This is a genomic window from Pseudomonas sp. FSL R10-0399 (genome assembly GCF_009600165.1).
Classification (GTDB): domain Bacteria; phylum Pseudomonadota; class Gammaproteobacteria; order Pseudomonadales; family Pseudomonadaceae; genus Aquipseudomonas; species Aquipseudomonas helleri.
Genome location: NZ_WIWK01000138.1, coordinates 1 through 14,543 on the forward strand (window position 1 = coordinate 1; position 14,543 = coordinate 14,543).

The 14,543-nt window shown below is 60.4% G+C and carries 11 protein-coding genes; 9 read left to right on the plus strand and 2 right to left on the minus strand.

Going from position 1 to position 14,543, the window contains the following annotated elements; all coding sequences use genetic code 11:
• Window positions 1–322, minus strand: a 322-nt coding sequence (locus tag GHO41_RS25855) for an MFS transporter (protein ID WP_153435029.1), incomplete at its 3' end; no start/stop codon positions are given.
• A 182-nt stretch (window positions 323–504) separates the two neighbouring features.
• On the opposite strand from GHO41_RS25855, the gene GHO41_RS25860 reads away from it, so the two are divergent.
• The 5 genes from GHO41_RS25860 to GHO41_RS25880 all read left to right on the plus strand — a co-directional run bounded on the left by GHO41_RS25860 (window position 505) and on the right by GHO41_RS25880 (window position 7,409).
• Window positions 505–1,419, plus strand: coding sequence for a LysR family transcriptional regulator (locus tag GHO41_RS25860; protein WP_048367043.1), 915 nt, complete (start codon window positions 505–507; stop codon window positions 1,417–1,419).
• A 117-nt stretch (window positions 1,420–1,536) separates the two neighbouring features.
• Window positions 1,537–2,994, plus strand: coding sequence for a gamma-aminobutyraldehyde dehydrogenase (locus GHO41_RS25865; RefSeq protein WP_153435030.1), 1,458 nt, complete (start codon window positions 1,537–1,539; stop codon window positions 2,992–2,994).
• A gap of 379 nt (window positions 2,995–3,373) precedes the next feature.
• Window positions 3,374–4,531 (plus strand): iron-containing alcohol dehydrogenase, encoded by a 1,158-nt coding sequence (locus GHO41_RS25870; RefSeq protein ID WP_048367041.1) that lies wholly within the window; start codon window positions 3,374–3,376, stop codon window positions 4,529–4,531.
• 10 nt (window positions 4,532–4,541) lie between these two features.
• Complete coding sequence (locus GHO41_RS25875) at window positions 4,542–5,873, plus strand: APC family permease (protein ID WP_153435031.1); 1,332 nt, start codon at window positions 4,542–4,544, stop codon at window positions 5,871–5,873.
• Window positions 5,874–5,984: 111 nt separating this feature from the next.
• Complete coding sequence (locus GHO41_RS25880; RefSeq protein WP_153435032.1) at window positions 5,985–7,409, plus strand: gamma-aminobutyraldehyde dehydrogenase; 1,425 nt, start codon at window positions 5,985–5,987, stop codon at window positions 7,407–7,409.
• Between the two features lie 89 nt (window positions 7,410–7,498).
• Here the strand turns inward: GHO41_RS25880 and treR are convergent, their stop codons facing one another.
• A complete protein-coding gene (treR, locus tag GHO41_RS25885) occupies window positions 7,499–8,203 on the minus strand; it encodes a trehalose operon repressor (RefSeq protein ID WP_153330643.1) in 705 nt (234 codons plus the stop codon).
• 288 nt (window positions 8,204–8,491) lie between these two features.
• Here treR and treP point away from each other — a divergent pair, with 288 nt between their 5' ends.
• From treP to GHO41_RS25905, 4 genes are all read left to right on the plus strand, one after another.
• Entirely contained in the window at window positions 8,492–9,934 is a 1,443-nt protein-coding gene (gene treP, locus GHO41_RS25890; RefSeq protein WP_153435033.1) for a PTS system trehalose-specific EIIBC component, read from the plus strand.
• A gap of 81 nt (window positions 9,935–10,015) precedes the next feature.
• Entirely contained in the window at window positions 10,016–11,665 is a 1,650-nt protein-coding gene (gene treC, locus GHO41_RS25895; RefSeq protein WP_153435034.1) for an alpha,alpha-phosphotrehalase, read from the plus strand.
• A 115-nt stretch (window positions 11,666–11,780) separates the two neighbouring features.
• On the plus strand, window positions 11,781–13,004 hold the full coding sequence (locus GHO41_RS25900) for a carbohydrate porin (protein ID WP_048367031.1): 1,224 nt from the start codon (window positions 11,781–11,783) through the stop codon (window positions 13,002–13,004).
• 59 nt (window positions 13,005–13,063) lie between these two features.
• The coding region (locus GHO41_RS25905) for a glucose PTS transporter subunit IIA (RefSeq protein WP_153435035.1) at window positions 13,064–14,543 on the plus strand (1,480 nt) is incomplete at its 3' end.

Here is a 14,543-nt window from a genome sequence, read left to right on the forward strand (position 1 = left end):
GCAGCACCCGCGCGCCGATGAGCATGGCCGGCGTCGGCGCGAACGCGGCAAGCAACGAAGCCACCCAGAACACACTCAGGCCGTACAGCAGAATGCGCCGATGACCGACCCGGTCGGCGAGGGTGCCCATGGGCACCAGCAAACCGGCCATCAGCAGCGGGTAAATATCGATGATCCACAAGACCTGCGCCCCTGACGCGCCCAACGCCAGCGTCAGCGACGGCACAGCAATATGCAGAATGGTCATATCAATCACGATGGGCACAAAGGCCAGCATCACGGCGATCAGGATCAGCCAGCGTTTGGAGGCAGCAGTGGGCATAGCTAAAGCTCTTGGTGGTGAGGTGTCAGGATGATACTGCGATCCCTGCCTGCGACTGTCGTAAGCAAATGTGAATAAGGGTAACGGTCAGTAAAGCAGCGCTGAGGTTTGTGCCGGGCTATCGATAAAAAAGATATACACTCGCCCCTCACAAAAAATCAGTCCGCTGGAGGGGTGTTTTCATGATGACTTTGCGTCAGATCCGTCACTTCATCGCCGTGGCCGAGACGGGCTCCATCTCGGCTGCCGCCCAAGCGGTGTACATCTCTCAATCGACCTTGACCCTGGCGATCCAGCAACTGGAGCAGGAAATCGGCGTCAGCCTGTTCAATCGCCACGCCAAGGGCATGACCCTGACCCACCAGGGCCATCAATTTTTGCGCCAGGCGCATTTGATCCTGGCCACGGTGGACAACGCCAAACGCAGCTTGCAGCAGAGTACCGACCAGGTGGCCGGGCAGTTGATCGTCGGCGTGACCAGCCTGGTGGCGGGTTACTACCTTGCGGATTTGCTCACCCGTTTTCAGCGCGCCTACCCCAACGTCGAAATCCGCGTGATGGAAGACGAACGTCCGTACATCGAGCATTTGCTGGTCAGTGGCGAGATTGATGTCGGCGTGCTGATCCTCTCCAACCTGGAAGATCGCCACGCCTTGCAGTCCGAGGTGCTGACCCATTCGCCGCACCGTGTCTGGCTGCCGGCCCAGCATCCACTACTGGAGCTGGACAGCATCAACCTGGCCGACGTGGCCAAAGAGTCGTTGATCCAGTTGAACGTCGATGAGATGGACAGCAATGCCCAGCGCTTGTGGGCGCAGGCGGGGTTGCAGCCGAGCATTACCTTGCGCACGGCATCGACCGAAGCGGTGCGCAGCCTTGTCGCGGCGGGGCTGGGGATCTCGATCCAGCCGGACATGACCTACCGGCCCTGGTCGCTGGAAGGCGACATCATCGAGGCCCGGCCCATTGCCGACCTTAACCAGACACTCGACGTCGGCCTGGCCTGGCGCCGGGGGACCGCGCGGCCGCCGTTGGTCGATCCGTTTTTGACCGTCGCCCGCGAGCAACCCCATGGCGGGCGCAAGCTGGCGATTTAATCTGGATTTAGTGTTTGTCGTTGATGCTGCGCCAAGACTAATCTTGCAGCCTCTATAAAACGGTCCAGTCCACAGAGTCGGGCGTAGCACGACCGCACACCACAAGAGAGCCCTACCATGCCCGCCGCGCAGACACCATTGTTCACCGCACTGTTGATCGACGGTGAATCAGTCGCCGGGCAGGGCATTGTCGAACCCATCCTCAACCCGACCACGGGTGAAGTGCTGACGTCGATCGCCGAGGCCAGCGCCGAGCAGACCGAGGCCGCGATCCTTGCCGCACACCGGGCGTTCGACGGCTGGGCACGGACCACGCCGCAGCAACGCTCTAACCTGCTGCTGGAAATCGCCAGTGCGATCGAAAAAAACGCTGATTACCTCGCTCGTCTCGAAGCGCTGAACTGCGGCAAGCCGCTGCATCTGGCGCGCAAAGACGACTTGAGTGCCACGGTGGACGTGTTCCGCTTTTTTGCGGGCGCCGTGCGTTGCCAGACCGGCCAGCTCAGTGGCGAATACCTGCCCGGCTACACCAGCATGGTGCGCCGTGATCCGATCGGCGTGGTGGCCTCGATTGCGCCGTGGAACTACCCGATCATGATGGCCGCCTGGAAAATCGCCCCGGCGCTGGCGGCGGGTAACACGTTGGTGTTCAAGCCTTCCGAGCACACACCGCTGTCGATTCTGGCCCTGGCGCCGATGCTGGCCGAGATCCTGCCGCGCGGCGTGCTCAACATCATTTGTGGCGGCGGTGAAAACGTCGGCAGCCATTTGGTCAGCCACCCGAAAGTGCGCATGGTGTCATTGACCGGCGATATCGTCACCGGGCAGAAAATCCTCTCCACCGCGGCCAAAACCCTCAAGCGCACCCACCTTGAGCTGGGCGGCAAAGCGCCGGTGATCGTCTGCGACGATGCCGACCTTGAGGCCGTGGTCGAAGGGGTGCGCACGTATGGCTATTACAACGCGGGCCAGGATTGCACCTCGGCGTGCCGGGTGTATGCGCAGGCCGGTATTTACGACAAGTTGGTGGCGGCGCTGGGTGATTCGGTGAGCCGTATCCGCTTTGCAGGCAAGCGCGATGCTGACAACGAGATCGGCCCGCTGATCAGCACCCGTCAGCGTGATCGCGTGTCCAGTTTTGTCGAACGGGCACTGGGCCAGCCGCACATTGAGTGTGTGACGGGGGGGGCTGCGCATCCGGGGCCGGGCTTCTATTACCAGCCGACGCTGCTGGCCGGTTGCAAACAAAGCGATGAAATCGTCCAGCGCGAAGTGTTTGGGCCGGTGGTGACCGTCACCCGTTTTGATGAGCTGGCGCAGGTCGTGGACTGGGCCAACGACTCCGAATACGGCCTGGCCTCGTCGATCTGGACGCAAAACCTCGACAAGGCCATGCAAGTGGCAGCGCGCTTGCAGTACGGCTGCACCTGGATCAACAGCCACTTCATGCTGGTCAGCGAAATGCCCCACGGCGGCCTGAAGCGCTCGGGCTATGGCAAAGACCTGTCCAGCGATTCGCTTCAGGACTACAGCGTGGTGCGCCACATCATGGCCCGCCACGGCCAATCTCTGTAGCGCTTCGACACCCCCGTAGCAGTTGACGAGCCTGCGAGGCTACGTCCGGCGGCGCAGCCGTCGCAATTCGGCTAACGCGGTACATCCCTTAACCCTGTTTCTCAGGATTTACGATCGCTTTGCAATCGGACGTAGCCTCGCGGTGCTCGTCAACTGCTACGGGGGGCGTGTGCGTCAACAGGGAGCATTCGATTTAATCGAATGCTCCCTTGAGTTTTAAGTATTTGTTGATCCGCTACCTGTGTCTTAGTGTTTCGACCCATACCGCCATGCGGCACCTTCAACAATAAAAACCGATAGTGGCCGCCCCGGCGGCTCCCTGACTCGTCTGCCATAACTACAACATTGCAAAGCGCCACAGAGCGAGAGGAACGTCCCCATGCAATTCCAGTTTCTATTACCCACCAAAATCGTCATGGAGCCTGGCCTGCGCCAGCGCACCGGCGAACACCTGCTCGGCCTGGGCTTGAGCCACGTGCTGTTGGTCACCGACCCGGGCGTGAAGAACGCCGGTTTGCTCGACAGCATCTACGCCAGCCTGGAACAGGCCGGCATTCGCTACGACGAAATCGCCGACGTCAAACCCAATCCGCGCAGCGAAGACGTTAACCGTGCCGCGCAGCTGTATCGCGGCAAAGGCATCGACGGCGTTCTGGCGGTCGGCGGCGGCAGTGCAATGGACGCCGCCAAGGCCATCAGCGTTTTGCTGACCCATGACGGCATCGTTGAAGACTACGAAGGCGCGTTTGCCCTCAAAAACGCAGTACTGCCGATTGTGGCGATTCCGACCACCGCAGGCACCGGCAGTGAAGTGACCTTCTTCTCGGTAATCACCGACACCCGCCGCCAGTTCAAAATGAGCCTGCTCGACTACCGCATCGGCCCGGTGCTGGCGCTGCTCGACTCAGACATCACCGCCACGTTGCCGCCGCACATTGCTGCTGCCACCGGGATGGACGCGCTGACCCACGCCATCGAGGCCTATACCGGCAAACCCGCCAACCCGATCAGTGACGGCCTGGCGCTGCACGCGATCCGTTTGATCGCGCAACACCTCAAGCCCGCCGTGCAAGAACCGGACAACCGTGAAGCCCGCGAACAAATGCTGATTGCCAGCCTGATCGCCGGTATGGCCTTTGGTAATGCTGACATCGCCAGCGTGCACTGTATTTCCGAAGCCATCGGCGGCATGTACGACACCCCGCACGGCATCGGCAACGCGATCTTCCTGCCATTTGTGTTCAGTCATAACCGCGACGCCGACCTGCGCCGCCACGCCGATGTGGCGTATGCCTTGGGGATCGACCCCAACCTGAGCGCCGTCGACGCGGCCCAAGCGGGTGTCGATCAACTGTTTCGCATGAACCGGGAGCTGGGTATCCCGCGTTTTGCCGACGTGGCCGGGGTGCGCGAAGAAGACTTCACAGCCATCGCGCAGAAGTCCAAGAGCAATATTTCCGATGCCAGCAACATCAAAGACATGACCGTCGAGAGCTACCTCGATGTGATTCGTGCCGCCTACCACTACTCAGCTTGAGGGCATCGTCATGAGCGCATCGATTTCGACTCCGCATCTGCGCCGTACCTTGGGTCCGGTGTCTGTGTTGCTGTTCGGTCTGGCCTTTATTGCGCCACTTATTGTCTTTGGTACCTACGGCGTGATCGCCCAGGCCAGTCAAAACACCGTGGCGTTGTCTTATGTGGTGGCGTCCATCGGCGTCATTTTTACCGCGTTGAGCTACGGGCGACTGGTGCGGGTGTTTCCGACAGCGGGTTCGGCTTACACCTACACCCGTAAAATGCTTAACCCCAACATCGGCTTTATGGTCGGCTGGGCGGCGCTGCTCGATTACTTCTTTATCCCGATGCTGATCTGGCTGCTGGGGGCGAGCTACCTGAGCCTGGCGTTCCCGGATGTACCGCAGTGGGTCTGGATCACCGGCTTTATCGTGTCCACCTCGTTGCTCAACATCCTCGGGATCCAGGTGGCTAACCGTTTCAACATCATCTTGATGCTGATCCAGCTCACCATCATCACCGTGTTCATCGTCCTGTGCTGGCACTACGTCAGCGCGATCAATGGTCCGGGCGGGTTGTTGTCGGTCAAACCGTTCTTCAATGCCGATGTACCGTTCTCGGCGACCATGGCCGGTGCCGCCATTGCCGCTTATTCGTTCCTTGGCTTCGACGCCCTGTCGACCTTGAGCGAAGAAACCGTTGAGCCGGAACGCACCATCCCACGGGCCATTTTGCTGGTGGCCCTGATCGGCGGCAGCCTGTATGTCGGCTCCTCGTACTTCATGTACCTGGCGCATCCGGTGGGCGTGTTCGAGAACATCGACGGCGCGGCGTTTGAAATCGCCAAGACCATCGGCGGCGACCTGTTTTTTGCTGTGGTTCTGACCGGCATCATCATTGCCCACTTTGCTGCTGGCCTGTCGTTTCAGGCCAGTGTCGGGCGCCTGCTGTATGCCTTGGGCCGTGACAACCAACTGCCGCAAAAGCTGTTTGGCGTGCTCAACCCGCGCTACAAGACCCCGGTGTTCAACATCGTGCTGTGCGGCGCCTTTGGTTTTGTCGGCTTTGGCCTGACCATCGCCACCGCCACGTCCCTGGTCAACTTCGGCGCATTCCTGGCCTTTACCGCCGTCAACCTGTGCGCGCTGAAACTGACCTTCGACCGTGCGCTGGGCGACAAAGCCGGTGTGCTGCGCGGGGTGTTGTTCCCGCTGATCGGGGCCATTACTTCGGGCTGGATGCTTATCAGCCTGGACGCCGACGCGCTGATCCTCGGCTCATGCTGGGTCGTGCTGGGGCTGGTGTACCTGGCCTTCCGTACCCGCCTGTTCAGCACCGCCGTGCCTGAACCTGCGCTCTGACGCCCCCGACCTCTTAGTCCTTGTAACAGCCCCTGTGCGCCTTGCTTGCGGCGCATGCGGGGAGGTTGCGCCTTTTTGATGGGGTGGCCCACGCCGCCCACAGGAGAAACCATGCAAACCTGCCTGCTGATCAATGGTCAACTCATCGCCGGTGAAGGCGAAAAACTCCCGGTGCTCAACCCGTCGTTGGGCGCCACGTTGGTAGAAATCCCCGAGGCCAGCCTGGCGCAGGTCGATGCTGCGGTGTGTGCGGCCGACGCGGCGTTCGAGGTCTGGTCGCAGACCACGCCCAAGGACCGCTCGCAATTGCTGCTGAAACTGGCCGACGCCATCGACGCCCACGCTCCGGAACTGGCGCGCCTGGAGTCCAATAACTGCGGCAAACCCTACACCGCCGCGCTCAACGACGAACTGCCCGGCGTTGCCGATGTGTTCCGCTTTTTCGCGGGCGCCAGCCGCTGTCTGCAAGGCAGTGCAGCAGGCGAATACCTGGCGGGGCACACTTCGATGATCCGCCGTGATCCGGTGGGCGTGGTGGCGTCCATTGCGCCCTGGAACTACCCGTTGATGATGGCCGCCTGGAAGCTCGCCCCGGCGTTGGCCGCCGGTAATACCGTGGTGATCAAGCCGTCTGAACAGACTCCGTTGAGCACGTTGAAACTGGCGCAGTTGATGGCGGACATCTTCCCTGCGGGCGTCATTAACGTGGTCTTTGGTCGTGGCCCAAGTGTCGGCAAACCGCTGACCAGCCACCCCAAAGTGCGCATGGTGTCGCTGACCGGTTCGGTCGCGACCGGCAGCCGGATCATCGCCGGGACGGCCGACAGCGTTAAACGCATGCACATGGAACTGGGCGGCAAGGCCCCGGTGATCGTGTTTGACGATGCCGACATCGACGCGGCGGTTGAAGGCATCCGTACCTTCGGCTTCTACAACGCCGGCCAGGACTGCACCGCCGCCTGCCGCATTTATGTGCAGAAGGGCGTGTACCACGAGTTTGTAAGAAAGCTCGGTGAGGCTGTGTCCAGTATTCGCCATGGGTTGCAGGACGACCCTGAGACAGAACTCGGGCCGTTGATCACCTTGCAACATCTGGAGCGGGTCGAAGGCTTTGTCCAGCGTGCCCGTGAGCAGTCGCACATTGAAGTGGTGACGGGCGGCAAGCGCGTGGCTGGGCCGGGGTTCTTCTTTGAACCGACCGTTTTGGCGGGTGCGCGGCAGGACGATGAAGTGGTGCGCCATGAGATCTTCGGGCCGGTGGTATCTGTTACCGAATTCGACGACGAAGCGCAGGCTTTGCAGTTTGCCAACGACTCCGACTATGGCCTGGCGTCTTCGGTGTGGACCCACGATGTCGGCCGCGCCCATCGGTTGGCGGCCCGCCTGCAATACGGGTGCACCTGGGTCAACACGCACTTCATGCTGGTCAGCGAAATGCCCCACGGCGGCGCCAAGCTCTCGGGCTATGGCAAGGACATGTCGATGTACGGCCTTGAGGACTACACCACCATTCGGCATGTGATGTTCAAGCACTAAACACTGCGCACGGCTAACTGTAGGAGCGAGCTTGCCTCGCGATCTTTTGACCTTTTCAAAGATCGCGAGGCAAGCTCGCTCCTACACGTTTAACGCCGGGCAATGTCCGAAAAGTAAAACTTGTCCAAGGTATGCCGCGACTCGGTGTACTCAAACTGCCTGCCGTCCTGCAAGAACGTCTGGTTGCTCACCACAATCACGTGGCTTTGCCCGTCCAGATCCAGGTGCAGTTGATCATCCTTGCTGCGCGGCACCGCTTCGATGGTGCGCTGGGCAAAGCTGATCTGCAGGTTCAGGGTTTGCTCGATATACGCGTAGATCGAGTGCTGCGCTATCTCTGGCGTCAGCCCCGGAATCAGCTCGCTAACGAAGCAGTTGATGTCCAGAATCACCCGTTTGCCATCTATGCGCCGCACGCGTTTGACGCGAGTGATCAGGGTGCCTGGCTCGGCGTCGATCTTGTCTGTCAGCGCGCCCTCCAGCGGGAAGTGCTCAAACTCAACCACTTCAGTGCTGACGTCATTGCCCAGGCTCGGGTAGGTTTCCTGGAAGCTGACGATACCGCCCAACTGGAACTCAATGGGGCTGGAAGACAACACAAACGTCCCTTTGCCATGGATCTTCTGCGCAAAGCCGCGTTCCTGAAGCTGTTCAATCGCCTTGCGCACGGTGCCGCGGCTGGCGTCGTAGCGGGTCATCAATTCAGTTTCGGACGGCAAGCGCGCACCGCGCGCCAGGCGCTCAGTGGTGATGTTTGCAAGCAGATCGGTGTAGATCTGGCTGTATTTAGTCATAACGATGGCTCTATGCCGAAGGTGTTCAAGGCCCGAACCTTAAGGGCAGGGGGGGAGCAGCGCAAGCTCCGCGGTAAAGGCTCTGTTTTAGGAACATTCAGGCGCATTCTTCAGAGGTGGCTGATGGTGCTGATTGCCAACTACTGCACAGTAAAGCAGAGGCCACGGCTTATTTTACAAACTCGTCTGTACCAGTTGTTGCTTTAACTCGTACAGACGAGTATTTTTCGCTTCGGCGTGCTGCCAAAACGACGCTCCATAATAAAAATTTCAAGCGGAAGACAACGCATGAGCCACGATTATTCGAAGATTGCCGGTGAGTTGCTGCAATGCCTGGGTGGTGTCGACAACCTGGAGCAAGCCGCGCACTGCGTCACCCGCCTGCGCCTCGCGCTGAAAGACCCCAGCCTGGTCGATAGCGCAACTCTCAATCAGATTGACCTGGTCAAAGGTTCCTTCTTTACCGGTGGCCTGTACCAAGTGGTCATCGGCCCCGGCGACGTCGAAAAGGTCTATGCCGCCTTGCGCGAGCAAACCGGCCTCGCTGCGTCGACCATTGCTGACGTCAAGCAAAAAGGCGCCGACAAGGCCAACGCCATGCAGCGTCTGGTGCGGGTGTTCTCTGATGTGTTCATGCCGATTTTGCCCGCGCTGATCATTGCCGGCCTGCTGATGGGGGTGAACAACCTGCTCGGCGCCAAAGGCATGTTCATTGCCGACAAAACCCTGCTTGATGCTTACCCGTCGCTGGACGGGGTGTGGAGCCTGATCAACCTGATGGCCAACACCTCGTTCGTGTTCTTGCCCGCGTTAGTGGGCTGGTCGGCGGCCAAGCGCTTTGGCGGCAGTGAGATCCTCGGCATCGTGCTCGGCCTGATGCTGGTACACCCCGACCTGCTCAACGCCTGGAACTACGGCAAGGCCGTGGCCGGGCTGGACGGTCAAAGCCTGCCGTACTTCAACATTCTGGGTGTGTTCCAGATCGAGAAGGTCGGCTACCAGGGGCAAATCCTGCCGATCCTGCTGGCTGCATACGTGATGAGCGTGATAGAGAAATGGCTGCGCGCACGGGTGCCCAATGCCATTCAATTGCTGGTCGTGCCCATCACCACCATCGTCATTACCGGCGTGCTGGCGCTGGCGATCATCGGCCCGGTGACCCGTCACCTGGGCATCCTGATCACCGAAGGCGTGGTCATGCTGTTTGACCAGGCGCCAGTGCTCGGCGGCATGATTTTCGGCCTGTTGTACGCACCGCTGGTGATCACCGGCATGCATCACATGTTCCTCGCAGTTGACCTGCAATTGATCTCGACCCAGGGCGGCACGTTTATCTGGCCGATGATCGTGATGTCCAACCTGGCCCAGGGCAGCGCGGCGCTTGGCGTGTTCTACATGAGCCGCAACGTGCGCGAGCGCAGCATGGCGTCTACCTCGGCGGTGTCAGCGTATTTCGGCATCACTGAACCGGCGATGTTCGGGGTCAACCTGCGTTACAAATTTCCGTTCTACGCGGCCCTGATCGGCTCGGCGCTGGGCAGCATTTTCCTGTCGCTGAACAAGGTCCAGGCCTCGGCGATTGGCGTCGGCGGCTTGCCGGGATTTATCTCGATCATTCCGCAGTACATCCCGATGTTCGTCATCGGCATGCTGGTCGCGATCATCGTGCCGTTTGTCCTGACGTGCGCGCTCAGCCTGAAAATCATCCGCCCCGGCTACCGCGTCGCTTGACCCTCGTTCTGTAGTCGCTGCCGAAGGCTGCGATGGGCTGCGAAGCGGCCCCTTTTACAAAGATTATGCAAGGAGCCTCTCATGCAAGACTGGCAGCGTTCGGTGATCTATCAGATCTACCCAAAAAGTTTTCACAGCCACGCGGGCAATGCCACCGGTGACTTGTTGGGTGTGGTCGACAAGCTCGATTACCTGCAATGGCTGGGCGTGGATTACCTGTGGCTGACCCCGTTCCTGCGCTCGCCGCAGCGCGACAACGGCTATGACATCAGCGACTACTACGCCATCGACCCGAGCTACGGCAGCATGGCCGATTGCGAGCTGTTGATCAGCGAGGCCAAGGCCCGCGGCATCAAACTGATGCTCGACATCGTGGTTAACCATACCTCCATCGAGCACGAGTGGTTCCAGCAAGCGCGCAGCAGCCTCGACAACCCGTATCGCGACTTCTACATCTGGCGTGATCAGCCGAACAACTGGGAGTCCAAGTTCGGCGGTTCTGCCTGGGAATACGAGGCGAAAACCGGTCAGTACTATCTGCACCTGTTTGACCACACCCAGGCCGACTTGAACTGGGACAACCCCAAGGTGCGCGCCGAAGTCTACAAACTCATGGGCTTCTGGCGTGACAAAGGCGTGGGCGGTTTCCGCCTGGACGTGATCAACCTGATCTCTAAGCCTGCGCACTTCCCGGAAGACAACACTGATGGTCGGCGCTTCTATACCGACGGCCCCAACGTGCACGAATACTTGCAAGAGATGCACCGCGAAGTATTCGCCGGGCACGATCTGGTCAGCGTTGGCGAAATGTCTTCTACCAGCCTTGAACACTGCATCCGCTACTCGCGGCCAGAGAGCAAAGAGCTGTCGATGACCTTCAACTTTCATCACTTGAAAGTGGACTACCCGAATATGCAGAAGTGGGTGCGTGCCGACTTCGACTTCCTCGCGCTCAAAGGCATTTTGTCTGACTGGCAGGTGGGCATGCAGGCCGGTGGCGGCTGGAACGCGTTGTTCTGGTGTAACCACGACCAACCCCGTGCGGTGTCGCGCTTTGGCGATGACGGTGAGTTCCGTGTGGTCTCGGCGAAGATGCTCGCCACCGCCCTGCATTGCCTGCAAGGCACGCCGTATGTGTATCAGGGTGAAGAAATCGGCATGACCAACCCGGGGTTTGAGCGCATCGAGCAATACCGCGACGTCGAAACCCTGAACATCTATCGCCTCAAGCGCGAAGCCGGGGTGTCCCACGAGGACTGCATGGCGGCGATCCTGCAAAAGTCGCGGGACAACAGCCGCACGCCGATGCAATGGAACCAGCAGGCCAATGCCGGTTTCAGCACGGCAGAGCCATGGATCGGGATCCCTGCGAACGCCGCACAGATCAACGTCGAAGCGCAATTGAATGACCCGGACTCGGTGCTGCATCACTACCGCCGGCTGATTGCGTTGCGTCGCGAAGAGCCGCTGCTGTCACACGGCGAATACCGCCAGTTGCTGGCCGAACACCCGCAGGTCTGGGCGTATCTGCGCCAGGGCGAGGGCGAAAGCGTGCTGGTACTCAACAACTTCTACGGCACCGATTGCGTGGTGGATTTGCCTGACGGCGTGATCAGCCAAGACATGGCCCAACGCCTGTTGATCAGCAACTACGACGACCAGTCGACGCGCACGCAGCGCATCACCTTGCGCCCCTACGAGTCGTTTGCCGTGCACCTGACAACGCAATAACCCTGTAGGAGCGAGCTTGTCTCGCGATCTTTTGATCTTTTAAAAGATCGCGAGGCAAGCTCGCTCCTACAGAGGCTTTATCGGTTTCATCACAATAAAAATAAAAAGGCCACTCATGAACACAACCCTCAATCGCAGTATTTTCACCGCTTGCGTGTGCCTGCTGGCGCCGCTTTCGGCCAACGCCCTGGAGTTTGCCGGGTACTTGCGCAGTGGCATCGGCAATTCGCTGGAAGGCGGCAAGCAGTCGTGCTTCAAGCTGCCTGGCGCCGAGGCCAAGTATCGGTTGGGCAATGAATGCGAGCAGTATGCTGAGTTGGAGTTGCGCCAGGACGTCTATAACTTTGATGACGGTTCGGTCCTCAGCGTTGACGGTATGGCCTCGCTGTACAACCAATACAACCGCCAGCTGACGTTCCAGGGCGATAACGGTTCGGCGCGCTTGCCGCAGTTGTACGCGCAGTGGTCCAACCTGCCGAGTCTCAATGGCGGCTCGGTGTGGGCCGGGCGGCGTTACTACAAGCGTAACGACATTCATATTTCCGACTTCTACTACTGGAACCAGAGCGCTACCGGCGCGGGCATCGAGGACGTGTTGATCGGCGGTCTGAAGTACAGCTACGCCTTGTCGCGCAAAGACAGCCTGTATCAGGAAGACTACGTAACGCGTCACGATTTCAACGTCGCCGGGTTCAACACCAACCCCGGCGGGCAACTGGAGTTTGGCCTCAGCTACCTGGAAAAACCACAGCGCACTGACGCGCACAGTGGCTGGGCAATCACCGCGCAGCATGTCCAGAGCGAGTTTCTGGGCGGCAAAAACAAACTGGCCCTGCAATACGGCGAAGGCTCCGGCACGGGGCTGGGCTACACCGGCGATACCCGGCTGGATAACAGCAGCAAGCGTTACCGGATCGTCGAGTTTTTTGACTGGCAAGTGACCCCGCGTTTCGGCGGGCAGGTCGAGGCCGTGTATCAAAAGGACTTCCGCCCGGACGGCGGCAATCAGGAGTGGCTCTCGCTGGGCGTGCGACCGACCTACGCGATCACCGAGCAGTTCAAGCTGGTGACCGAGTTTGGGCATGATCAGGTGCGTGCTCCAGACGGTACGCGCAAGCTGAGCAAGTTCACCTTTGCGCCGACCTGGTCGCCCAATGGTCCAAGCTTCTGGGCTCGCCCGGAAATCCGCTTGTATTACACCTACGCGAGCTGGAACGCCGCCGCGCAACGTGCGGCCAATGAGTTTGATGCAGGCTCGGCATTGTCTGACAGCGGCGCCTTTGGCTCGGCGCGGCATGGTTCCAACGCCGGTGTACAAATCGAGTACTGGTGGAAATAAGCGACGCTGCGGGGCTCGCGCTCCATCGGCATTTAACCGAATCAACTGCAGGTGAAGTCATGGTTACAACCCAACAACTGGAACTGCTGGCGCCGTTATCGGGTGTCCTGATGCCGCTTGAGCAAGTGCCTGACCCGGTGTTCTCCAGCCGTTTGATGGGCGACGGCCTGTGCATCGATCCGACGTCGCAGGTGCTCTGCGCGCCGCTGGCCGGTGTGATCAGCAACCTGCAGCACACCGGGCATGCCGTGAGCATTACCGATGCCAGCGGGGTGCAAGTGCTGCTGCACATCGGCCTGGACACGGTAAACCTCGGCGGCCAAGGCTTCACCTGCCTGGTTGAGGAAGGCCAGCAGGTCGTGGCCGGGCAGGCGTTGATCGAGTTTGATGCCGATTATGTCGCGCAACATGCACGCAGCTTGCTCACCCTGATGCTGGTGGTCAGCGGTGAAAGCATTACCGACGTGTCGGGCGGCGAGATGCTGGTCGAGGCTGGTCAGCCGGTGTTGCGTGTGGGCGAGGCGGCCGTGCAAGTCTCCACCCAGCAAGCGCCGAGCCAGGGTGACACGCTGTTTTCGCTGGCCATTGCGCTGCCCAACCCGAACGGCCTGCACGCCCGCCCTGCGGCGGTGTTTGCCCAGGCGGCCAAGGGTTTTGCGGCCACCATCGAGCTGCACAAACACGAGCAGCGCATCAACGCCAAATCGTTGGTCGCGATCATGACCTTGCAAACCAGCCACGGCGATGTGGTGCAGGTCAGCGCCACTGGCGAGGATGCCGAGCAAGCGATTCGCGTGCTCTCAGATCTGCTGGTGGCCGGTTGCGGCGAGGCGGTGACGCCCGCTGCCCAGGTTGCCACTGAAACTACCTACGCCCCGGCACCTGAGCCGGTGCGGGTGGATGACACCTTGTTGCGCGGTGTCTGCGCGTCTTCTGGGGCAGTGTTTGGGCAGGTGGTGCAAATCGCCGCGCAGACCCTCGACTATCCGGAAGCTGGGGCGGGTGAAGCCTTTGAGCGGGCGCAGTTGCAACGCGCCCTGCTTGAAGCGGATACCGCACTGGACAGCTTGGGCCGCGAGTTCAGCCAAGGCCCGCAAGGGCAAATCTTCAGTGCCCACCGCGAATTGCTGCAAGACCCGAGCTTGCTGGAGCAGGCCTACCCGCTGTTGGCGTCGGGCAAAAGCGCGGCGTTCTCGTGGACCGCTGCGGTTGAAGCCAACGAAAAAGTCTTCCGCAATCTGGGCAATGCGTTTCTGGCGGAGCGGGCGCAAGACCTCGCAGATGTCGGGCAGCGTGTGCTCAAGTTGATTCTGCGGGTCGAGGACACGGTTCAGACGCTGCCTGACAACGCCATCTTGATCGCAGATCAACTCAGCCCTTCACAAACCGCCGGGCTCGATACAACCAAGGTGGTGGGGTTTGCCACCGTGGGCGGCGGCGCCACCAGCCATGTGGCGATTCTGGCGCGGGCCTTGGGCTTGCCGGCCATGTGCGGCTTGCCTGTGCATGTCCTGAGCTTGGCCAGCGGCACGCCGGTGT